This window comes from Streptomyces sp. NPDC019890 (assembly GCF_044903445.1).
Lineage (GTDB): Bacteria > Actinomycetota > Actinomycetes > Streptomycetales > Streptomycetaceae > Streptomyces.
This window is the reverse complement of the sequence record NZ_JBJDQK010000002.1, coordinates 460,166-481,707: the sequence shown is the minus strand read 5'-3', so window position 1 is coordinate 481,707 and position 21,542 is coordinate 460,166. Positions and strand designations below refer to the sequence as shown.

The 21,542-nt window shown below is 68.3% G+C and carries 17 protein-coding genes and 2 tRNA genes; 12 read left to right on the top strand and 7 right to left on the bottom strand.

The genetic code is table 11. From position 1 onward, the window contains the following. Positions 1-110 precede the first annotated feature (110 nt). Both ACI2LP_RS06570 and ACI2LP_RS06565 read right to left on the bottom strand, forming a co-directional pair. A complete protein-coding gene (locus ACI2LP_RS06570; protein WP_404723750.1) occupies positions 111-1,535 on the bottom strand; it encodes an amino acid permease in 1,425 nt (474 codons plus the stop codon). Positions 1,536-1,922: 387 nt separating this feature from the next. Continuing rightward, positions 1,923-2,648: a hypothetical protein gene (locus ACI2LP_RS06565; RefSeq protein WP_404723424.1), complete on the bottom strand. Its 726-nt coding sequence runs from the start codon at positions 2,646-2,648 to the stop codon at positions 1,923-1,925. Positions 2,649-2,737: 89 nt separating this feature from the next. Between ACI2LP_RS06565 and ACI2LP_RS06560 the strand changes: the two genes are divergently transcribed. Then, positions 2,738-4,513, top strand: coding sequence for a serine/threonine-protein kinase (locus tag ACI2LP_RS06560; RefSeq protein ID WP_404723423.1), 1,776 nt, complete (start codon positions 2,738-2,740; stop codon positions 4,511-4,513). Here the strand turns inward: ACI2LP_RS06560 and ACI2LP_RS06555 are convergent. Further along, on the bottom strand, positions 4,477-5,955 hold the full coding sequence (locus ACI2LP_RS06555; RefSeq protein WP_404723422.1) for an amino acid permease: 1,479 nt from the start codon (positions 5,953-5,955) through the stop codon (positions 4,477-4,479). The two genes, ACI2LP_RS06560 and ACI2LP_RS06555, sit on opposite strands and share 37 nt — an antisense overlap. A 182-nt stretch (positions 5,956-6,137) precedes the next feature. Here ACI2LP_RS06555 and ACI2LP_RS06550 point away from each other — a divergent pair, with 182 nt between their 5' ends. After that, positions 6,138-6,623, top strand: coding sequence for a ribose-5-phosphate isomerase (locus ACI2LP_RS06550; RefSeq protein WP_404723421.1), 486 nt, complete (start codon positions 6,138-6,140; stop codon positions 6,621-6,623). 159 nt (positions 6,624-6,782) lie between these two features. Further along, positions 6,783-7,592, top strand: a complete 810-nt coding sequence (locus tag ACI2LP_RS06545) for an Fpg/Nei family DNA glycosylase (RefSeq protein WP_404723420.1) — start codon at positions 6,783-6,785, stop codon at positions 7,590-7,592. A 64-nt stretch (positions 7,593-7,656) separates the two neighbouring features. Here the strand turns inward: ACI2LP_RS06545 and ACI2LP_RS06540 are convergent, their stop codons facing one another. Continuing rightward, positions 7,657-8,886 carry a GNAT family N-acetyltransferase gene (locus ACI2LP_RS06540; protein WP_404723419.1) on the bottom strand — a complete coding sequence of 410 codons (1,230 nt, stop codon included), beginning with the start codon at positions 8,884-8,886 and terminating at the stop codon, positions 7,657-7,659. 106 nt (positions 8,887-8,992) lie between these two features. Here ACI2LP_RS06540 and ACI2LP_RS06535 point away from each other — a divergent pair, with 106 nt between their 5' ends. Further along, positions 8,993-10,138, top strand: coding sequence for a PP2C family protein-serine/threonine phosphatase (locus ACI2LP_RS06535; RefSeq protein WP_404723418.1), 1,146 nt, complete (start codon positions 8,993-8,995; stop codon positions 10,136-10,138). Positions 10,139-10,247: 109 nt separating this feature from the next. Further along, the gene (locus tag ACI2LP_RS06530; protein ID WP_404723417.1) at positions 10,248-10,709 is read left to right on the top strand and encodes an HD domain-containing protein; all 462 of its coding nucleotides are present in this window, start codon (positions 10,248-10,250) and stop codon (positions 10,707-10,709) included. A gap of 81 nt (positions 10,710-10,790) precedes the next feature. Here ACI2LP_RS06530 and ACI2LP_RS06525 read toward each other — a convergent pair whose 3' ends face one another. After that, positions 10,791-11,957 (bottom strand): acyltransferase family protein, encoded by a 1,167-nt coding sequence (locus tag ACI2LP_RS06525; RefSeq protein WP_404723416.1) that lies wholly within the window; start codon positions 11,955-11,957, stop codon positions 10,791-10,793. Positions 11,958-12,380: 423 nt separating this feature from the next. Between ACI2LP_RS06525 and ACI2LP_RS06520 the strand changes: the two genes are divergently transcribed. Then, the gene (locus ACI2LP_RS06520) at positions 12,381-12,575 is read left to right on the top strand and encodes a hypothetical protein (RefSeq protein ID WP_313946321.1); all 195 of its coding nucleotides are present in this window, start codon (positions 12,381-12,383) and stop codon (positions 12,573-12,575) included. A 125-nt stretch (positions 12,576-12,700) separates the two neighbouring features. On the opposite strand, the gene ACI2LP_RS06515 is transcribed toward ACI2LP_RS06520, so the two are convergent. After that, positions 12,701-12,771: transfer RNA gene (locus tag ACI2LP_RS06515), tRNA-Gly, on the bottom strand. Positions 12,772-12,959: 188 nt separating this feature from the next. Here ACI2LP_RS06515 and ACI2LP_RS06510 point away from each other — a divergent pair. From ACI2LP_RS06510 to clpX, 5 genes are all read left to right on the top strand, one after another. Continuing rightward, positions 12,960-13,036, top strand: a tRNA-Pro gene (locus ACI2LP_RS06510). A 177-nt stretch (positions 13,037-13,213) separates the two neighbouring features. Further along, on the top strand, positions 13,214-14,617 hold the full coding sequence (gene tig, locus ACI2LP_RS06505) for a trigger factor (protein ID WP_404723415.1): 1,404 nt from the start codon (positions 13,214-13,216) through the stop codon (positions 14,615-14,617). A 253-nt stretch (positions 14,618-14,870) separates the two neighbouring features. Continuing rightward, positions 14,871-15,476: an ATP-dependent Clp protease proteolytic subunit gene (locus tag ACI2LP_RS06500; protein WP_360881024.1), complete on the top strand. Its 606-nt coding sequence runs from the start codon at positions 14,871-14,873 to the stop codon at positions 15,474-15,476. 41 nt (positions 15,477-15,517) lie between these two features. After that, positions 15,518-16,192, top strand: coding sequence for an ATP-dependent Clp protease proteolytic subunit (locus ACI2LP_RS06495; protein WP_360880933.1), 675 nt, complete (start codon positions 15,518-15,520; stop codon positions 16,190-16,192). 145 nt (positions 16,193-16,337) lie between these two features. After that, positions 16,338-17,630, top strand: coding sequence for an ATP-dependent Clp protease ATP-binding subunit ClpX (gene clpX / locus ACI2LP_RS06490; RefSeq protein WP_360880935.1), 1,293 nt, complete (start codon positions 16,338-16,340; stop codon positions 17,628-17,630). Between the two features lie 64 nt (positions 17,631-17,694). Here clpX and ACI2LP_RS06485 read toward each other — a convergent pair whose 3' ends face one another. After that, on the bottom strand, positions 17,695-18,672 hold the full coding sequence (locus tag ACI2LP_RS06485) for a hypothetical protein (protein ID WP_404723414.1): 978 nt from the start codon (positions 18,670-18,672) through the stop codon (positions 17,695-17,697). Between the two features lie 136 nt (positions 18,673-18,808). On the opposite strand from ACI2LP_RS06485, the gene ACI2LP_RS06480 reads away from it, so the two are divergent. Continuing rightward, positions 18,809-21,430: a valine--tRNA ligase gene (locus ACI2LP_RS06480; protein ID WP_404723413.1), complete on the top strand. Its 2,622-nt coding sequence runs from the start codon at positions 18,809-18,811 to the stop codon at positions 21,428-21,430. Positions 21,431-21,542: the final 112 nt, after the last annotated feature.

Sequence of the window (21,542 nt, the reverse complement as noted above, 5' to 3'; positions counted from 1 at the left end):
ATGATCAGGCGTTGGTCCTGGGACTCCGGAGTGTCAGTGGCCTCCCGGACGCGCAGGACCCCGGGCCCGTGGTGGCCCGGGGTCCTGTGTGCTGCGCCGTTACGGCCTGGTCAGTCGACGCTCGCCTGCGTACCGACCGCCTCCGCGTCCCCGCGGGAAGCGACCTGGCGCACGTACCCGACAACCGCCAGTGCCAGCGTCAGCCCGCCCGAGTAGTACAGCTGCGTACGGGTGTCCGGCTCGCGCGCCATCAGTACGAACACCGCAGCCATCCCCGCCAGCGCCACCCATGTCAGCACCGGGTACAGCCACATCTTCACGACCAGCTTCGACGGGTCCTCGCGCTCCGTGCGGCGGCGCAGTACCAGCTGCGAGACGGCAATGAAGATCCAGACGACCAGGATGATCGCGCCGATCATGTTGAGGAGCCACATGAAGACGTCGTTCGGCCGCCAGTAGCTGAGCAGCACACACGCGAAGCCGAAGACGGACGAGACCAGCACGGCGGTACGCGGCACCCCGCTGAAGGTCCGCCCCAGCGCCCTCGGGCCCTGGCCGCGGGCCACCAGTGAACAGGCCATGCGGGAGGCGCCGTAGACATTGGCGTTCATCGCCGAGAGCAGGGCGACCAGCACGACGACGTTCATGATCTGCCCGGCGCCGGGGATGCCCAGGTGGTCCAGGGTCGCGACGTACGGACCTTTCTCGACGACCTTCGGGTCGCCCCACGGGACCAGCGTGACGATGACCGCCATCGAGCCGATGTAGAAGATCGCGATGCGCCACATCGCCGTACGCACGGCCTTGGCGACGCCCTGCACGGGGTGCTCGGACTCGGCCGCCGCGATGGTGACCGTCTCCAGGCCGCCGTACGCGAAGACGGAGGCGAGCAGACCGACGACGAGGCCTTCGGAGCCGTTCGGCATGAAGCCGCCGTCGCCCGTGAGGTTGGCCGTGCCGGGTGCGTCGGTGCCCGGCAGGATGCCGAGGATCGCCAGCACGCCGACGGCCAGGAAGAGCGTGATCGCGCCGACCTTGAGCGCCGCGAACCAGAACTCGAACTCGCCGAAGTTCTTCACCGCGGCCAGGTTGGTGCCGCAGAAGACCAGCATGAAGAGGGCGACCCACGCCCACTCGGGGGTGCCGGGCAGCCAGCCCGTCATGATCTTCGCGGCACCGATTCCTTCGAGGCCGACGGCCACACAGAGCAGAAACCAGAACGCCCAGCCCGCCGTGAAGCCCGCCCAGGGGCCGATCGCGCGCTCGGCGTGCACGGAGAAGGAGCCGGACGCCGGGTTTGCCGCCGACATCTCGCCGAGCATGCGCATCACGAGCATGACGAGCAGTCCCGAGATCGCATAGGCGATGACGATGGACGGGCCGGCCGCGGCGATGCCCGCGCCGGATCCGACGAAGAGTCCGGCGCCGATGACGCCGCCGAGGGCGATCATCGAGAGATGGCGTTGCTTGAGTCCGTGCGAGAGCGATGCGTCGGCCTGCTGGTCGACGGGCGCGGGCGCGGAGGTCCGAGACATGGGCATGCCCTGTTCACTAGCTGAGGGGGAAGTGATCAGTCTGGGCGTTGGTCCGCTCACGAGGAACGAATGTCCGCTATACGGGCACGATGCTCACACAAGGTGAACACTTACTCACGTCCCACCCGCCCCTCGCGTACCGCCGTACTCAGCGGCGCCGCAGCAGGCGCTTTGGTGGGACCCCACAGTCTCTACGGAGCCCGCCCCTCGCGGTCGGCGTCCCGCCGCGCTGGCGATGGGCGCGCTGCCCGCAGCCTGGAAGCTCATCGGCCGGCGGGGCTGACAACGCCGGCAGCCCTCTGCACACCTGGCAGCCGCTGCCAACTCTTGAAAGCCGTCAACCTGCGAACCGGGCCCGCGGCCAATGAAGGTCGCGGGCCCATTTGCTTACCGTTCGCTCCGGGTCGTCCACCAGATCCCGGTGCCGCCGATCGCGAGGAGCGCGAGTGCGGCCAGGCCGAGCGGCAGTGTGCCGTCCGGGGTGCCGGTGCGCGGCAACTCGGCGGCCGGTGGCTTCTCCGGCCCGAAGGGCACGTTCTCAGTGCCGAGCAGCAGGGGGGTGTCGGGGGCGTTGGGTGTCGGCTGCGATGTGCCGAAGGGGACGGGTCCTTGCTGCCAGAGCAGCTTGTCACCGGTGCCGACGGTGACCGGGAGGCAGATCTTGCCGGTCCTGTGCAGATCGAAGGTCGCGGCGATCCGGTACGAACGGTCCTTGCCCGCCGCGAGGTTGTCGATGACGCAGGCGAACCCGCTGTTGGAGCCCTGAGGCAGGCGTGCCTCGGGGATGGGCGCGCAGCCCTCGACGCCGGTGATGCGCATGCCGTCGAACCCGACGACGGAGAGGGTGATGGGTCCGCTGTCCTTGCTCCCGCTGTTCTTGACTTTCGCTGTCAGGGAGGTCTGTTGGCTCTTGTTGTCGACGTTGATCTTCCCCGGCAGCTCGGTCGTGATCTTCACGTCCGCGGGTGCGGCGGGCCCGGGGGAGCCACCCTTGCTGCTCCCGGGCGTGGGGTCGTCGGCGGCGTGCGCGCTGAGCGGAAGAGTCAGTACGGCCGCCGCAATGACCGCGACGAATACCCCCGAGTATTTTCCGTGCCTTTTCAATCCCTGCATTTCCCAGCCCCCTTGATGCACATCGGGCAGTGCGTACGAGAAGGGTTCCACAAGATTGCGGCGAACTATGCTGTCATGGGGGAAAGTTCATGCTTCTGTCCTGGTCACAGAGGGGTACGACGGGGAGGAAGGGAATGCCGGGTATTCCAGGGCTATTGGTGGTGGGGCGTTACCGGCTGGACGAAAGCATTGGGCAGGGGGGAATGGGGCGGGTGTGGCGTGCGGCCGATGTCATGCTTGACCGGCCGGTCGCGGTCAAAGAGATGCGGATGGACGATGCGGACGCGGAGGACACCCGTATCCGCCGTGAACGCACCCTGCGCGAGGCGCGTGCGACCGCGCGTATCGACCACCCCAATGTGGTGCGCGTCTACGACGTGGTCGAGGAGAGCGACCGGCTGTGGATCGTGATGGAGCTCGTCGAATCCCGCTCCCTGGAACGTCTCCTGGTGGAGGACGGCCCGCTGTCCCCGCGCGAGGCCGCGCGCATCGGCCTCGGCGTGGTGGCGGCGCTGCGCGAGGTTCACGCGGTGGGAGTGCTGCACCGTGACATCAAGCCCGGCAACGTGCTGCTGGGCCGGTCCGGCCGGGTGGTCCTGACGGACTTCGGCATCGCCGCGATCCAGGACGCGACAGCCCTGACAGTGGTGGGGATGCTGGTCGGCTCCCCGGACTACATGGCCCCGGAACGGGTGGGCGGCCGCCCGCAGGGCCCGGCGTCGGATCTCTGGTCGCTGGGCGCCACCTTGTGCGCGGCGGTGGCGGGCCAGTCCCCCTTCGCCCGCCCGACGACGCTGGCGACGCTCCACGCGGTGCTGTACGAGGAGCCCGAACTCCCACCAAGCGCGGGCCCGTTGTCCCCGGTGCTGGCGTCGCTGCTGGTGAAGGACCCGGAGGCGCGCCCGGCGCTGGACGCACTGGAGACGATGCTGACGAGGGCGGCCTCGACGTACGTCCCGACGGTGTCGGTCCCGTCCCCACTGCCACTGCCGCCTGCGCCACTCGTGGAGCCCGCGCCGGGCCCGCGTGAGCACGAGCCCGCACCCGCGCCCGCGGAGCCCGCCCCTCCGGCGGACGGCCCGACACCCGCGCCCGCGCCGGGCGAGACGGAGCGCGACGCCGCACGTACGCAGGGGCACGCAACCCGGGGGCCCGGGGGCTTGCCCCCGGTTCAGGGAAGGGGCGGGGTGGGTGAACAAACTCCCCGCACCCCGCACGCGGAGCCCGCCGCCGTCCCGAGGCCCCGCACCCGCACCCTCATCGCAACCGCAACCGCAACCGCCACCGCCGCCCTCGCCGCAGTCACCGTCACCGTCGTCCTCGTCCTCACCTCCCAGGATCAGGACCAGGACCAAGGTCAGGACCGGCACCCCCACACCAGCCTCGAAGCCAACACGCCACCCCCCACCGTGGCCGGCACCTCCCAAGCACCCCCCACCACCCCACCCCCCGGCACCCGCAGCGAGACCGGCTTCGCCTGGGCGCCCCCCAAAGCCTGGACCCGCAGCGCGAAAAGCCCCTCCAACGTCCACTACCACTCGCCCGACGGGAAACAAGAAATCGCCGCCTCGTACGCTCTCGCACGAGGCGGCGATCTCCTCACCCAATGGCAGCAGTTCGAGCGCGAAAGCCACGACGCCCCCGGCTACCGCAAGCTCCGCCTGGAACGCACCGCCTTCCGCGGCGAATCCGCGATCATCTGGGAGTACGTCTTCACGCAGGACGGCGCACCCTGGCGCGCCCGCCAGCTGGGCTTCACCGCCGGCGGCAAGTCGTACCAGCTCAACATCTGGTACGACGCCGCCGCCCGGCCCGACGCGCTGACCACCTACGACCGGGTGACCGAGTCCTTCACACCGCTCTGATCCAGTTCTACGCCCGCCGACGCACGCCCGAGCCACTCACGACCCACCGCGATCGCGATCACCACGGCCGCCACCAGCAGCGACAGCAGCACCTGCTCCCGCGCATCGCCGCCGTCGTAGACCATGTAGCCCAGCACGAAGAGGATCATCGCGATGGTCAGCCACGTCAGATACGGGAAGAGCCACATCCGCACGACCAGCCTGTCGGGCGACTCGCGCAGGATGATCCCGCGCATCCTCAGCTGGGTGACACAGATGACCAGCCACACGAACAGCGCGACCGCGCCGGACGCGTTCAGCAGGAACGCGAAGACGGTGTCCGGCCACTTGTAGTTGAAGAAGACGGCGAGGAAGCCGAAGACCACCGAGCCGAGGATGGCCGCCCGCGGCACGCCCCGCGCGTTCGTACGGGCGAAGACCTTCGGCGCATCGCCGCGCCGCCCCAGCGAGAACGCCATCCGGGACGCGGTGTAAAGACCCGAGTTGAGGCAGGACAGAACAGCGGTCAGCACGATCACGTTCATGATCTGCCCGGCGTGCGCGATGCCGATCGAGTCGAGCGCGGCGACGTACGAGCCCTTGTCGACGATCGACTTGTCGTTCCACGGCAGCAGCGTCAGCACCACAAAAATGGAGCCCAGGTAGAAGACGCCGATCCGCCAGATCACGCTGTTCGTGGCCTTGGTGACGGCCCGCTGCGGGTCTTCCGACTCGCCGGCTGCCAGCGTCACGATCTCGCTGCCCATGAAGGAGAAGACGACCATCAGCACACCGGTGAGAATCGCGCCCGCACCGTGCGGCATGAATCCGCCGGCGTCCGTCAGATGCGCAAAGCCCGCGCCCGGGTTGTCGGAGCCCGGCAGCACGCCGAAGACGGCCAGCAGACCGATCACCACAAAGGCGGCGATCGCGACGACCTTGATGCCCGCGAACCAGAACTCGAACTCGCCGTACGACGACACCGAGGCGAGGTTTGTCGCCGTCAGCACCACCATCACGATCAGCGCCCAGCCCCACTGCGGGACCGCCGGAATCCAGCCCTCCAGGATCTTCGCGCCGGCCGTCGCCTCGACCGCCAGCACCACGACCCAGAAGAACCAGTACAGCCAGCCGATCGAGAACCCGGCCCAGCGGCCGAGCGCCCGGTCCGCGTAGGCGGAGAAGGAGCCGGAGGTCGGGTTGGCGGCGGCCATCTCGCCGAGCATCCGCATCACGAAGACGACGAGAGCGCCCACGAGTGCGTACGACAGAAGGATGGCCGGGCCCGCCGCGGCGATACCGGAACCGGAGCCGACGAACAGTCCGGCGCCGATCACACCGCCGATGGCGATCATGGACAGATGCCGGTTCTTGAGTCCGGCCTGGAGACCGTCGGAGGCCTGCGGCTTACCGGTTGTACCGGCCTGCTCGCCTTCCTTTATGAGGGTCTGCTGCGAGGTCATGGACGAATCCTTAGGTTTGAGAGCACTCGGGTCACGAGCCCCCGCATTCAAACCCGCGACTCCAGATGTGTGAAGTCCCGTTTTCGGATCGTTAGGTCCGGGCGATAAGCGGAGGCCGGTGACCCCGACAGGTCCTGACCCCGGTCACCGCTACCCAGCCACCCCCGTGCCACACTCGGAACATGCGCGTGTACCTCGGTTCCGACCATGCCGGCTTCGAACTCAAGAACCACCTCGTCGAGTGGCTCACGGCCCACGGCCACGAGCCCGTCGACTGCGGTCCCCACATCTATGACGCCCAGGACGACTACCCCCCGTTCTGCCTGCGTGCGGCCGAGAAGACGGCTGCGGACCCGGACAGTCTCGGCATCGTGATCGGCGGCTCCGGCAACGGCGAGCAGATCGCCGCGAACAAGGTCAAGGGGGTGCGCGCCGCCCTCGCCTGGAGTGAGCAGACCGCCGCTCTCGGCCGTGAGCACAACAACGCGAACGTCGTGGCCGTCGGCGGCCGGATGCACACGCTGGAGGAGTCGACCAAGTTCGTCGAGATCTTCCTCAACACCCCTTACTCGGGTGAGGAGCGTCACACGCGCCGGATCGACATGCTCTCCGCGTACGAGACCACCGGCGAGCTCCCCCCGATCCCGGCGCACCACCCGCAGGGCTGACCCGGGGCTTCGCCCCCGCCCTCGGTGCCGGGGCGCCGGACGAGCCTGACCGCCTGGCCGTCGCGCCGGGCGGGCATGCTGTGTCTTGCCCTCGAGCGCCGGGCGCCGGGTGGGCCGACCGCCCGTCCGGTGCTCGAGGATCCCACTCAGGAGCGCACCTTGCCCGAAGGGCACACGATTCACCGCCTCGCCGAGGATCACCGCGAGCGTTTTCTGGACCGGCAGGTCCGGGTGAGCAGCCCGCAGGGCAAGTTTTCGGACGCGGCCGCTCTCCTCGACCGCCAGATCCTCGAGAGCGCCGAGGCGCACGGCAAGCACCTCTTCCTCGGCTTCGGCCCGCTCGGCTGGGTCCATATCCACCTCGGCCTCTTCGGCAAGGTGAACTTCGGCGACGCCCCCGCGCCCCCGCCGACCGACACCGTCCGGCTGCGGCTCGCGAACCCGCAGTCGTACGTCGATCTGCGCGGCCCCACCACCTGCGCACTGATCACCGACCCGGAGAAGCAGGCGATACACGACCGCCTCGGCCCCGACCCGCTGCGGCTCGCCGACGACCCCGATGGGGCCTGGGAACGTATCTCCCGATCCCGTACGACCGTTGCCGCACTGCTCATGGACCAGAAGATCATCGCGGGTGTCGGCAATGTCTACCGTGCCGAGGTCCTGTTCCGGCACGGCATCGACCCCTACCGCGCGGGCAAGGACCTCACCCACGGCGAGTGGACCGCGATCTGGACGGACCTCGTCGAGCTGATGCGCGAGGGCGTACGGAACAACCGCATCGACACCGTCCGCCCCGAACACACTCCCGAGGCGATGGGCCGCCCGCCGCGCGTCGACGACCACGGTGGCGAGGTCTACGTCTACCGCCGGGCACACCTGCCCTGCCATGTCTGCGGCGGCGAGATCCGCACCGCCGGTCTCGCCGCACGCAATCTCTTCTGGTGCCCCGTCTGCCAGCACCGGTAGCCCGCCCGGGCCCGCCCCCGGTCAAGGGGCGGCGCCGGAAGACGCCGGAAGACGCCGGAAGACGCTAGAAACCGTGCGGCAACCAGGGCGCCGGGTCACTGCCGAACGCGACCGACGCCTCGGCCAGCGCCCCCTGCCGCAGCTCCTGCACCCGCCCCGCTCCCGCCAGCGCCGTCAGCGACACCCCGCCCAGATACGCCGAACCCAACTCCCGTACGGACAGCGCCAGATCGGCATCGTCGTCGGTCCGCTTGCAGGACGCGCCCTTGTGGTCGCCGGTCAGCCGCCAGCGCCCGGCGTTCCACGGGCAGAATTCGTCCGTTACCTCGAAGACGACATCCACCGGCGTCTGGTACGTACGCGCCTCCAGCGCGCTCCCGAGCTCCACCAGCCGTACGAAGAGACCGTCCCGCACCCGCACCTCGCACTGCCGCACGTCATTGACGAGAAGCAGCAGCGGATCGTCCACCGGCCGGTTGCGCACCACCACCTGCACCGTCAGGTCGATGTCGAGGAGGAAGCGCCACAGCACGGCGTACGTCACGGGGTCGAGCGCCTCGATGTGCCGCAGCGTGATGGTGCCCTTCGGGCCACGCGGCCCCCACTCCGGCTTGTTGTGAAAGCGCACGAAACCGACGATCTCGCCCTCACGCTCGGCGACCACGCACTGCATCGGCGATGCGCCGTCCCGATCGCCCGGAGGGTCGAGCAGCGGCAGCCGCTCCCAGCCCGGCTTTCGGGCGAGCATGCCCGGCCGTGAGCCGATGCTGTGTACGTACACCGCCTCGCACTCCCGCGCCACCGCCTGGACGTCCGCGAAGCGCAGGCGGACACCGTCCGCGCCCTCCGGGAGGTCGATCCGCGCCCGGACGGTGTCGATCGTCGCTGACAACATCTGGGTCGCGATGCCGTAGCCGAAGCGACCGTAGATCTCCGGCTCGGAAGCCGTCAGCACAGCGAGCGGCTCGCCCCAGCTACGTACATCGTCCAGTTGGCGCCGCATCATTGAGGTGAGTACCCCACGCCGCCGGTGCGTCGCGGCGACGCTGACCATCGTCACACCCGCGGCAGACACCATCGCGCCGCCCGGGACCGATACCTCGAAGGAGAACGCCCCGGCCGTCCCGACGCACTCGTCCCCGTCCCAGGCGCCGATGGAGCGCTCGGTCTCGGTGAGCGATTCATGCAGCTCGCGCTCTTCCGGGGTCCCCGGCACACCACCGAAGGCGAGCTCCAACTTCCCGTACCAGCCGCTCCATTCGGACGGACGCAGCGCTCGCAACTCGATTGTCATATGCCATGCCTACCAGGGCTGCGGTATCGCGGCGACCCGATATCGAACACATTGTCACCGGGGTCCCCCTGCACGGAAGGCGGGCGGGTGGATAAGGTCCACGGCAATGGCCCGCGGCTCTGCAGCAGACTCGTACACGGCCCGGTTGCGGAAGGCAGTGCACCGGGCTCGCATCGCGCTGCGCAAATCCGGTGTCGACTACTTCCGAGGCGACGGCTCCGACTGGATCGCGCTGGCCGGTCTGCTGCTGACCGTTCCGGCCTTCACCTGGGGCACGATCGTGATGCCCGTCTGGGTCTCCCCGGCGGCGCTGGTCCTGCCCATCGTGGCCGGCGGTCTGCTGCTGCGCCCGGCGAGCCTGCTGGGTCTGTACGCGGCGGCAGCAGGCGCCCTGATCGTCGAGTCGGTCGTGCTCGGCCCGTACACGGAAGGTCCGGCCAGAGTCACCCCCGGGATCGTCCTCACGGTCGCGGCATGCGGTTTCTTCGGCCTGCTCATCGCCCAGTTCCGGGCGCGGGTCGGGGTGCCGTGGCGGCGCGGCGGCACGATGCTTTTCGACCTGCGCGAACGTATCCGGGTGCAGAGCGCACTGCCGCGGCTGCCGAAGGGCTGGCACCGCGAGATGGCCCTGCGCCCGGCGGGCGGCCAGTCCTTCTCCGGCGACTTCGTGGTCGCGGCCCGTACGAACGGCGGCCGCACCCTGGAAGTCGTCCTCACCGACGTCTCCGGCAAGGGCATGGACGCGGGCTCCCGCGCGCTCCTGCTGTCCGGCGCCTTCGGCGGTCTGCTCGGATCCCTGCCGCCGCACGGCTTCCTGCCCGCGGCGAACGGCTATCTGCTCCGCCAGGACTGGGACGAGGGCTTCGCCACCTCCATATATCTCGTGCTGGACCTGGACTCCGGCGACTACGAGCTGCTGTCGGCCGGCCATCTGCCCGCGCTCCAGCTGCACGCGGGCAGCGGCCGCTGGGAGGAGATGGACGCCGAGGGCCCGCTGCTCGGCGTCTACGACGGAGCGCAGTTCGACCCGGTCAAGGGCAACCTGCGGCCCGGCGACGTGCTGATGATCTTCACCGACGGCCTGGTGGAGGCGTCGGGCCGGGACATAAGCGAGGGCATAGACCGTCTGACCGGCGAGGCCGACCGCTATGTGGCGGCGGGTTTCGAGGGCGCGGCCTGGCATCTCATCGAGGCGGTCGCGAAGGACGTCAACGACGACCGGGCGCTGCTGCTGCTCTGCCGGGAGACATGACCTCTCGGCACGGTCCTCGGGCCGTGCCACCACCACCGCTCCGGGCGCCGGTGGGCCACTGTCGCGAGCAGCAACCCTGGGCCGGACCACTGGGCCGTACAGTCGAGCCATGCCACAACTGACCCTCGCCCAGGTCGAGGCGATCGCCCGTGCGGCCCACGCCGGTCAGAAGGACAAGGCGGGCCGCCCGTACGCAGAACATCTCGCCGCCGTCGCCGAGGGCGTACGCGCCCGTGGCGGCAGCGACGAGCAGATCGCCGCCGGGTGGCTGCACGACTCCGTGGAGGACGACGCGCTGTCCAGAGACTGGCTGGACGCGGCCGCCCTGCCACAGCCGGTCAAGGACATGGTCCTCGCCCTGACCAAGCGCAAGGGCGAGGAACTGGAGGAGTACACCGGGCGCATCCTGGCCACACCCGGTGCCCGCCTCGTCAAGGAGGCCGACCTCGCGCACAACGCCGACCCGGCACGGCTCGCCGTACTGGACGAGGCGACGCGCACCCGGCTGACGGCGAAGTACGCGAAGGTGCGCGCCCTGCTGGGCCTGTCGGCGCCGGACGCGCAGCCCTGAGCCGTGCCCGGCCGCCCGGTCGGCCGCGCACGGCTGGACCGCGTCAGCCGCGCGGCGCGACCGCGTCAGCCCCCCGGCGCGTCAGCCGCGCGGCGCGAGCTCCGCCGCGTCCCGCCGGAACGCCCACGCCATCTCCGGCTCCGTCACCCACCGCATCGCCCGCCGCACCGGCGGCGTGCACAGCAGCGTCACCGCGGCCGCCGCGACCAGCGTCACCACGATCTCGCCGCCCGGAGTGCTCAGCCAGGCGTTGTTCTCGAAGACATGCCCGTAGTCCGCGGCCTTGATCAGCAGACCGTGCAGCAGATAGCCGCAGATCGTGCCCGCGCCCAGCACCGTGCACCAGGTCCTGCGCCGCGGCACCCACGCCAGGAACCCGGCCGAGAGCAGCACCGCGCACCCGAAGAACGCCAGCGTCATCACGACCCCCGACCACCACGGCACACCCAGCTCCTGCGCGCTGCTGGAGCGGTACAGCCAGCCCAGATTCATCCGGGGAGCGGCCCAGTACGCGAAGAGGCCCGCTCCCGCGAAGAGCGGCAGGGACAGCAGCCGTACCTCACGGCGCCGCACCAGCTGGAAGTGCTCGGGCTTCAGACACAGTCCCAGCACGAAGAACGGCAGGAACTGCAGCACCCGCTGAAGATTCAGGTCGGCCCCGATGTTCGGCGTCAGCGCGGCGAGCGAGGCCAGCGTGAGCGCCACCGGTAGCGGCCACCGGATCAGCCGCCACAGCGGCGTCGTCAGCCGCCAGATGAACAGCGCGACCAGGAACCAGGTCAGATAGAAGGGGTCGAGCAGACTGATCGGCTGCTCGGGCGCGTGCTGCGCATACCGTCTGAAGAGGGAGTACACCATCTCGAAGACGACATACGGCAGGGCGATCCCGGTCAGCAGCCGTCTGAGCTGGTCGGGCCGGCCGGTGTAACTCCGGGAGAAGTAGCCGGAGATGAGGATGAAGGCCGGCATATGGAAGGTGTAGACGAGCATGTAGAGCGCCCGGGAGGCGCGGCTGCCCTCCATCACCGGCTCCCACGCGTGCGCGACCGCCACCAGCACGATGGCCAGATACTTGGCGTTGTCGAAGTAGGCGTCTCGCCTGGTGGACTTCTCGGTGGGCTTCGGTACGGGTTTCTCGGCGGGGGCGAGGGTGGCCGATCCGGCCGCCTTCGGGGTTGTAGGGACGGGCTCCGACTCCCGGGCCTGGGGGAGCGGGCCCCTGCGATATCCATGCGGAGCGTGAAACATTCGAGGCACCCTAGCCTCGCTGATTCGATTTCGTAAAACCCTCTTCGCATGTCTCACATTCGAACCCGAAACTGCCACCAACCGCCCGCTATGCCCTAATTAATCCACCTTAAATGGTGCATATCGCTATGACCTTGTGACCGCGTGAATTTCCTCACCGCTCGTCTTCGAATTTCTCGTGATCGATGTGTGCGGGCATGGAAACGATCAGGTCGAATTCCCTTCCGTATTTCACCCCGGCGGCCGAGTCGCCCCTTCGCCGACCGGCGCACACGGGCCCCCGGTTGGCGCGAACCCGTCGTCGATGATTCGTCAGGGGCAGGCATGCATGGGCGTGTTGGTGGCACGATGGTCAAGACGGGGGTGTGCTGGGCCGTATGCCCCCGGGCGGGCAAGGTGGACCGACCGAGGGTGTGATCAGTTGTGGCCATTTCACTGTCTGTGGTGCTGCTGTTGGCGATCATCCTCGTGGTGCTGATCCGCGGCGGCTCCATCAAGGCCGGACCCGCGATCGTCGCGGTGCTGTTCGGCTTCTTCCTTGCCTCGACGGGCATGGCGCCGTCGATCAACAGATTCCTCAACTCGATAGCCGACACGATCAACCAGATCAACTTCTGACGTGCGACCCGAACAGTGATCCGAATGGCGATCTGAGTAGCGCTCCGAGCTGTGATCCGAGCTGCGAAAAAGCCTCAGGCCCGGCTCGGGCGATCAACTGCCGAGCCGGGCCTGAGGCCTGAAAGAGCGGGCGACGGGAATCGAACCCGCGTAGCTAGTTTGGAAGACTAGGGCTCTACCATTGAGCTACGCCCGCAGACATCGCACCGCAGGTCACGAGGGCCGCGGTTACGAAGAGCATCGTAGCGGGTCCGGGGCCGCTGCCGCACACCCCATTCCGCGCCACCGTCCCCTCCGGGAGCGTTCCGCGATCCCTCCGGGGGCGTCCTGCGAGAATGCGGCAGCCGCACTGCCTGCGGGCATGTACCCTACGTGTCGCACCGACGGGGTGTGGCGCAGCTTGGTAGCGCGTCCGCTTTGGGAGCGGAAGGTCGTCGGTTCGAATCCGGCCACCCCGACCATCACCACGATCGCTCTTCAAGATCACATTGTGGGCGTCATCCTGCTTGCGGCTACTATGCAAGCTGCGTGCCCGTGTGTCTGAAGATTCTCACGAAGAGCCGGGCAGATCCGCTGAGCCGCCTCGTGTGCGGCGGATGCAGCAGAACCCCAGAATCAGCCACCAAGGAGACCGAACCGTGAAGAGCGCCGTGGAGACCCTGAACCCGACCCGGGTTCGGCTCACTGTCGAGGTGCCCTTCGAGGAGCTCAAGGACAGCCTCGACGCGGCGTACAAGAAGATCAACCAGCAGGTCACGGTCAAGGGCTTCCGCAAGGGCAAGATCCCGGCCCGAGTGATCGACCAGCGGTTCGGCCGTGGTGCGGTGCTGGAGGAGGCCGTCAACGACGCCCTTCCGAAGTTCTACACCGAGGCGGTCAACGAGGCCGAGGTCAACCCGCTGGGTCAGCCCGAGGTCGACATCACCGAGCTGAAGGACGGCGAGCTGCTGGCCTTCACCGCCGAGGTCGACATCCGCCCGGCCATCGAGATCCCGGACTACTCCGGTATCGAGGTCACCGTCGACGCCGTCGAGGTCACCGACGAGGACGTCGACAAGTCGGTGGAGCAGCTGCGCGAGCGCTTCGCCTCCACCAACCCGGTCGAGCGCGCCGCCGCCGAGGGCGACGTCGTGACGATCGACCTCGAGGCCAAGATCGACGGCGAGGTCCTGGAGGACGGCGTCGCGTCCGGCGTTCAGTACACGATCGGCTCCGGCGAGCTGCTCGACGGCATCGACGAGGCCGTCACCGGCCTGGAGGCCGACGGCGAGGCCACTTTCACCTCGCAGCTCAAGGGCGGCTCCGCCGAGGGCAAGGACGCCGAGGTCACCGTCAAGGTCACCGCCGTCGCCGCCCGTGAGCTCCCCGAGCTCGACGACGACTTCGCGCAGCTGGCGAGCGAGTTCGACACCCTCGAGGAGCTCAAGGCGGACAGCCGCAAGCGCCTCGAGAACATGAAGCAGTACGACCAGGCCACCCAGGCTCAGGAGCGCGTCCTCGACGAGCTGCTGAAGCTGGCGGAGGTCCCGATCCCCGAGAAGCTCCTCGAGGACGAGATCAACACCCGCAAGCACAACCTGGAGCACCACCAGCTCGGCCAGATGGGCCTCGACCTCGGCAAGTACCTGGAGATCCAGGGCAAGACCGAGGAAGAGTTCATCGCCGAGACCAAGGAACAGGCCGAGAAGGGCATCAAGACGCAGTTCATCCTCGATGAGCTCGTCAACAAGGAGAAGCTGAACGTCAACCAGGAGGAGCTCACCGAGCACCTCATGCGACGCGCTGCCTCCTCCGGCATGAGCCCCGACCAGTTCGCCCAGGCCGTCGTCGAGGGCGGCCAGGTGCCGATGCTCGTCGGCGAGGTCGCCCGCGGCAAGGCGCTGGCCGTGGTCGTCGAGGCCTCGAAGGTCGTCGACACCAACGGTGAGGTCGTCGACCTGGAGGACGACGAGGACGAGACCGAGGCCGCCGCAGAGACGGTCGAGGCCGTCGTCGAGGGCGAGGACGCCTCCGAGGCGTCCGAGGAGAAGAACGAGGCCTGAGCGCCTCGCGCTGACCCGTACACCGGGCCCCGGACGCTGCGCGCGCCCGGGGCCCGGTCCGTACCGCCGGGGCCTCGCGTGAGCCCCCGGTTACCTTGCGCTCCGAGCGAACAGTTCGGGAAGCGGGATGGCGTTGTCCGACCTGCGCGTTAGGGTCCATGAATACGAGGGCAGGGAGTCCCCGCCCCCAGTACAAAGACGCTGAGACGGCCGAAGCCGTCAGAGACGAGCAGGTGGATACGTGACGAATCTGATGCCTAACGCCGCGGGTGAGCCGTCCATCGGTGGTGGCCTCGGCGACCATGTCTACAACCGGCTGCTCGGCGAGCGGATCATCTTCCTCGGCCAGCAGGTCGACGACGAGATCGCCAACAAGATCACGGCGCAGATGCTCCTCCTGGCTGCCGACCCGGAAAAGGACATCTACCTCTACATCAACAGCCCCGGCGGCTCGGTGACGGCCGGCATGGCGATCTACGACACCATGCAGTACATCCCGAACGACGTCGTCACGATCGGTATGGGAATGGCGGCCTCGATGGGCCAGTTCCTGCTGACCGGCGGCACCGCGGGCAAGCGCTTCGCGCTCCCCAACACCGACATTCTGATGCACCAGGGTTCGGCCGGCATCGGCGGCACCGCCTCGGACATCAAGATCCAGGCCGAGTACCTGCTCCGTACGAAAACGCGCATGGCGGAGATCACCGCCCGGCACTCCGGCCAGACCGTCGAGACGATCATCCGCGACGGTGACCGCGACCGCTGGTACACCGCGGAAGAGGCCAAGGACTACGGCCTCATCGACGAGATCATCTCCGCCGCATCGGGCGTTCCGGGCGGCGGCGGCACCGGCGCCTGAGCCGTACTGCCCCCAGCCCCCGCCCGCTGAACGCCACCAGGATGGTGAACACCCATATGAGTAACTTCTCCGCGAGCGGCCTCTACACCGGCCCGCAGGTGGACAACCGCTACGTCGTCCCGCGCTTCGTCGAGCGCACCTCGCAGGGCGTGCGTGAGTACGACCCGTACGCGAAGCTCTTCGAGGAGCGCGTGATCTTCCTCGGCGTGCAGATCGACGACGCCTCCGCCAACGACGTCATGGCGCAGCTGCTGTGCCTGGAGTCGATGGACCCGGACCGCGACATCTCCATCTACATCAACAGCCCCGGCGGCTCGTTCACGGCCCTGACGGCCATCTACGACACGATGCAGTTCGTGAAGCCGGACATCCAGACGGTCTGCATGGGCCAGGCGGCTTCCGCCGCGGCCGTGCTGCTCGCTGCCGGTACCCCCGGCAAGCGGATGGCCCTGCCGAACGCCCGCGTGCTGATCCACCAGCCGTCCTCGCAGACCGGCCGGGAGCAGCTCTCCGACCTGGAGATCGCGGCCAACGAGATCCTGCGCATGCGCACCCAGCTCGAGGAGATGCTGGCCAAGCATTCCACGACGCCGATCGAGAAGATCCGCGACGACATCGAGCGCGACAAGATCCTGACCGCCGAGGACGCGCTTGCGTACGGCCTCGTCGACCAGATCGTCTCGACCCGTAAGAGCACCGCAGCAGCGGCCGCCTGACGGGTCCGACGCCCTTGGCGCGGTGCACGACAATGTGAACCGCGCCAAGGGGGGCCCGAACGGGGGGCCAGGCAAGGTACCGTCGGATATGAGGCACCAGGAGCCGGCTGAACCAAGCTGCTCCCAGGCGAAGGGGAAGCACCTCGTGGCACGCATTGGTGATGGCGGCGACCTGCTCAAGTGCTCGTTCTGCGGAAAGAGCCAGAAGCAGGTGAAGAAGCTCATCGCAGGCCCCGGTGTGTACATCTGCGACGAGTGCATCGACCTCTGCAACGAGATCATCGAGGAGGAGCTCGCCGAGACCTCCGAAGTGCGGTGGGAGGAACTGCCCAAGCCGCGCGAGATCTACGAGTTCCTCGAGGGTTACGTCGTCGGGCAGGAGCCCGCGAAGAAGGCCCTCTCGGTAGCGGTCTACAACCACTACAAGCGCGTCCAGGCCGGCGAGAACGGCGGCGCGCAGGGCCGGGACGACGCGATCGAACTGGCCAAGTCCAACATCCTGTTGCTCGGACCCACCGGGTCCGGCAAGACCCTTCTCGCCCAGACGCTGGCCCGGATGCTCAATGTCCCGTTCGCCATTGCCGATGCGACGGCGCTGACGGAGGCGGGCTATGTCGGCGAGGACGTCGAGAACATTCTGCTGAAGCTGATCCAGGCCGCCGACTACGACGTCAAGAAGGCCGAGACCGGGATCATCTACATCGACGAGATCGACAAGGTCGCCCGGAAGAGCGAGAACCCGTCGATCACCCGTGATGTGTCGGGCGAGGGCGTCCAGCAGGCCCTGCTGAAGATCCTGGAAGGCACGACGGCCTCGGTGCCCCCGCAGGGCGGACGCAAGCACCCGCACCAGGAGTTCATCCAGATCGACACGACGAACGTGCTCTTCATCGTGGGCGGCGCCTTCGCCGGCCTGGAGAAGATCATCGAGTCGCGTGCGGGCGCGAAGGGCATCGGCTTCGGCGCGACGATCCGCTCCAAGCGCGAGATCGAGGCGAGCGACCAGTTCCAGGAGGTCATGCCGGAGGACCTGGTGAAGTTCGGGATGATCCCGGAGTTCATCGGCCGCCTCCCGGTACTGACTTCGGTCCACAACCTGGACCGCGAGGCGCTGCTCCAGATCCTGGTCGAGCCGCGCAACGCGCTGGTGAAGCAGTACCAGCGCCTGTTCGAACTGGACGGCGTGGAGCTGGACTTCGACCGCCCGGCGCTCGAGGCCATCGCCGACCAGGCGATCCTGCGCGGCACGGGCGCGCGGGGCCTGCGGGCCATCATGGAAGAGGTCCTGATGTCGGTGATGTACGAAGTCCCGTCGCGCAAGGACGTCGCCAGGGTGGTCATCACGGCGGACGTGGTGCACAACAACGTGAACCCGACGCTGGTGCCGCGGGAGCCGCGGATCGTGAAGAACGACGGGCGTCACGAGAAGTCGGCGTAGTGCTCAGACCTACGAAGGGGCGCCCGGCCAACTGGCCGGGCGCCCCTTCGGTTTGTCCCACTGCTCAGAGCTTGACGCGAATCTCGTTGCGGAGGTCGACGGAGAGCTTCACCGCCGTGTCCTTGTCCACACCCTTGGTCTGGTCCCCGGGCGAGACCATCGCCATGGTGCTGTAGTCCGCCCAGGCGCAGAACCAGTCGGTCTTCTGCTTGCCGGTCGCGTCCTTGCCCGTCGCGGCCTGGCACTTCATGATGCCGTTGTCGAACCCGTCGGGACTGACTGCTTCCGGCTCGCCGACCAGCTGGGACCCGTTCTTCGAGTCCTTGGTGGAGCCTTCCTTCATCTTGGCGAAGAACGTGTCCAGCGCTTTCTCGGGGTCGGCCAGCTTCCCGTAAGCGCCGAAGTAGGTGATCCCCTTTGCCGTCGTGATGTTGGTCGGCGTGGTGCTGGGGTCGCTCGGATCGAAGTTGCTCAGATCGGCCGTCGAGTACACACCGACGACCGACTTGCCGCTCTGGATGCCGCTGGCCTCGAGCTCCTTGGTGGTCTTGTCGCTCTGACCAGAGATCTTCGAGCCCTTGTCCCAGCGCTTGTACTCCTTCAGCACGGTCTCGGGCGTCGCGAGCTTGTGCGGGCCGTCGTCCTCAAGACCCGAACGACTACTGCCCAGCAGGAAGTACGCGCCGCCGCCGATCACCGCGAGCGCCACCACCGCAGCCACTACGATCAGGCCCGTCTTCTTCTTCGGCGCGGCCGGCGGGGGCGGGACCTGGCCGCCGCCGTAGGGCTGGCCGTACTGGGGCTGCTGGCCGTACGGGCCCGGCTGCTGGGGCTGGCCCCACTGGCCGGGCTGCTGCTGCGGGGGGACGCCCTGGGGAGGCTGCTGCGGGTATCCGTAGCCGGGCTGCGGAGGCTGCTGCTGCGGGTACCCGTAACCGGGCTGCGGGGCCTGCGGCGGCTGCTGGCCGTAGGGACCCGGCTGACCGTACGGTCCGGGCTGCTGAGGCTGGCCGCCGTACGGGCCCGGCTGGTTGTGGCTCATTCCTGCGTTCCCCTCCAGATACTTATGTAGTTCGAACATCCTGGCCCAAGCGCCGATGCCATGGGGCGGCGGGGGTCACACCGTTACGGAAGATTCCCGTTTCAGTACGGCCCTGTGACACCTCTAAACTGTGCCCGTGACCGAGAACACTCAGCAGCAGCCAGCCAGCAACCCCGAACTGCCGACCCAGTACGCGCCGGCCCAGGTAGAGGGGAAGCTGTACGAGCGCTGGGTAGAGCGCGGTTACTTCTCGGCGGATCCGAAGAGTGAGAAGCCGCCGTACACCATCGTCATCCCGCCGCCGAACGTCACCGGCAGCCTCCACCTGGGGCATGCCTTCCAGCACACCCTCATGGACGCCCTCACCCGCCGGAAGCGGATGCAGGGGTACGAGGCGCTGTGGCTGCCCGGCATGGACCACGCCGGTATCGCCACCCAGAACAAGGTCGAGCAGCAGCTCGCCGAGGAGGGCAAGTCCCGCCACGACCTGGGGCGCGAAGAGTTCGTCGAGCGCGTCTGGCAGTGGAAGGAAGAGTACGGTGGCAAGATCCTCGGCCAGATGCGCCGCCTCGGCGATGGCGTGGACTGGAGCCGTGAGCGGTTCACCATGGACGAAGGGCTGTCCAGGGCCGTCCAGACCATCTTCAAGAAGCTCTACGACGACGAGCTCATCTACCGCGCCGAGCGCATCATCAACTGGTGTCCGCGCTGTCTGACGGCCATCTCGGACATCGAGGTGGACTACCAGGACGACAATGGTGAGTTGGTCTCGATCAAGTACGGCGAGGGCGACGAGACCGTCGTCGTCGCGACCACCCGCGTCGAGACGATGCTCGGTGACACCGCGGTCGCCGTCCACCCCGACGACGAGCGATACGCGCACCTGATCGGCAAGCGGATCAAGCTGCCGCTGACCGACCGTACGATCCCGGTCGTCGCCGACACGCATGTGGATCCCGAATTCGGCACCGGCGCGGTCAAGGTGACCCCAGCGCACGACCCGAACGACTTCGCCATCGGGCAGCGGCACGGTCTCGAATCCATGACGATCATGGACGAGCACGCCGTCATCACGGCGCACGGCCCCTTCCAGGGGCTCGACCGCTTCGAGGCGCGTTCGACGATCGTCGAGGCACTGCGCCAGCAGGGGCGGATCGTCGCCGAGAAGCGTCCGTACGTCCACTCCGTCGGGCACTGCTCGCGCTGCAAGACCACCATCGAGCCGCGGCTGTCGCTGCAGTGGTGGGTCAAGGTCGGGCCGCTTGCGCAGGCCGCCGGTGACGCGGTCCGCGACGGCCGGGTCAAGATCCACCCCGCGGACATGTCGAAGCGCTACTTCGACTGGGTCGACAACATGCACGACTGGTGCATCTCGCGCCAGCTGTGGTGGGGCCACCGGATCCCGGTCTGGTACGGCCCGAACGGCGAAGTCGTCTGTGTCGGCCCCGACGAGCAGCCGCCCACGGGCGAGGGCTGGACGCAGGACAGCGATGTCCTGGACACCTGGTTCTCGTCCGGTCTGTGGCCGTTCTCCACGCTGGGGTGGCCCGAGAAGACGCCGGATCTGGAGAAGTTCTATCCGACCGACGTCCTGCTTACCGGGCACGACATCATCTTCTTCTGGGTCGCCCGGATGATGATGTTCGGTCTGTACGCGATGGAGGGCGAGGCCCCGTTCCACACCATCGCGCTGACCGGTCTCGTCCGTGACGAGTTCGGCAAGAAGATGTCGAAGTCCAACCCCAACTCGGTCGACCCGCTTGACTGGATGGACGCGTACGGCTCCGACGCCGTCCGCTTCACCCTGGCCCGTGGCGCCAACCCCGGGGCCGATGTGCCGATCGGCGAGGACTGGGTCCAGGCGTCCCGCAACTTCGCCAACAAGATCTGGAACGCGACCCGCTTCGCGCTGATGAACGGCGCGACGGTGGAAGGCGAGCTGCCCGACCCGGCGCAGATGTCCGCCACGGACCGGTGGATCCTCTCCCGCCTCAACACGGTGGTCGCGGAGGTCGACGCGTACTACGACGACTACCAGTTCGCGAAACTCTCCGACTCCCTCTACCACTTCGCGTGGGACGAGGTCTTCGACTGGTACGTCGAGCTGTCGAAGACGACGTACTTCGCGGGCGGCGAGGCGGCAAAGGTCTCCGCGCGCGTCCTCGGCGAGGTCCTCGACGTCACCCTGCGCCTGCTGCACCCCATCGTCCCCTTCGTCACCGAGACGCTGTGGACCACGCTCACCGGCAAGGAGTCCGTCGTCATCGCCGACTGGCCGGCCGACAGCGGCTTCCGGGACGAGGCGGCCGAGCGGGAGATCGAGCTGGTCCAGCGGGTCGTCACCGAGGTCCGCCGGTTCCGCTCCGACCAGGGGCTTCAGCCGGCTCAGAAGGTCCCGGCCAGGCTCACCCTGGACGGCACCGCGCTGGCGCCGCACGAGGCCGCCATCCGGCAGCTGCTGCGGCTGCAGCCGGAAGGTGAGGGCTTCAGCGCGACCGCGACCCTCCCGGTCGCGGGGGCCACGGTCGCCCTCGACCTGTCCGGCACGATCGACGTCGGCGCGGAGCGCAAGCGTCTCGCGAAGGACCTGGCGGCGGCCGAGAAGGAGAAGTCGCAGGCGCACGCGAAGCTCGGCAACGAGGCGTTCCTCGCGAAGGCCCCGGACAACGTGGTCGAGAAGATCCGCACGCGGCTTGCCAATGCCGAGGCGGACATCGAGCGGATCATGGCTCAGCTGGACCGGCTGCCGCAGGCGTAGCCGTACGCCGGAGCCGGTGCGTGTGAGTCGGCACGCGTGAGGCAGTACGTGAGAGGCCCTGGGGAAACCCGGGGCCTCTCGTATGTCCGGCGTCCGGATGCCGACAGCGCCG

Coding starts and splice junctions, on each gene's coding strand:
- ACI2LP_RS06530 (WP_404723417.1), top strand. CDS start 10,248: ATGCCACAACTGACCCTCGCCCAGGTCGAGGCGATCGCCCGTGCGGCC.
- ACI2LP_RS06560 (WP_404723423.1), top strand. CDS start 2,738: ATGCTTCTGTCCTGGTCACAGAGGGGTACGACGGGGAGGAAGGGAATG.
- ACI2LP_RS06485 (WP_404723414.1), bottom strand. CDS start 18,672: ATGAGCCACAACCAGCCGGGCCCGTACGGCGGCCAGCCTCAGCAGCCC.
- ACI2LP_RS06525 (WP_404723416.1), bottom strand. CDS start 11,957: ATGTTTCACGCTCCGCATGGATATCGCAGGGGCCCGCTCCCCCAGGCC.
- ACI2LP_RS06540 (WP_404723419.1), bottom strand. CDS start 8,886: ATGACAATCGAGTTGCGAGCGCTGCGTCCGTCCGAATGGAGCGGCTGG.
- ACI2LP_RS06550 (WP_404723421.1), top strand. CDS start 6,138: ATGCGCGTGTACCTCGGTTCCGACCATGCCGGCTTCGAACTCAAGAAC.
- ACI2LP_RS06555 (WP_404723422.1), bottom strand. CDS start 5,955: ATGACCTCGCAGCAGACCCTCATAAAGGAAGGCGAGCAGGCCGGTACA.
- ACI2LP_RS06495 (WP_360880933.1), top strand. CDS start 15,518: ATGGTGAACACCCATATGAGTAACTTCTCCGCGAGCGGCCTCTACACC.
- ACI2LP_RS06500 (WP_360881024.1), top strand. CDS start 14,871: ATGCCTAACGCCGCGGGTGAGCCGTCCATCGGTGGTGGCCTCGGCGAC.
- ACI2LP_RS06565 (WP_404723424.1), bottom strand. CDS start 2,648: ATGCAGGGATTGAAAAGGCACGGAAAATACTCGGGGGTATTCGTCGCG.
- ACI2LP_RS06535 (WP_404723418.1), top strand. CDS start 8,993: ATGGCCCGCGGCTCTGCAGCAGACTCGTACACGGCCCGGTTGCGGAAG.
- ACI2LP_RS06570 (WP_404723750.1), bottom strand. CDS start 1,535: ATGTCTCGGACCTCCGCGCCCGCGCCCGTCGACCAGCAGGCCGACGCA.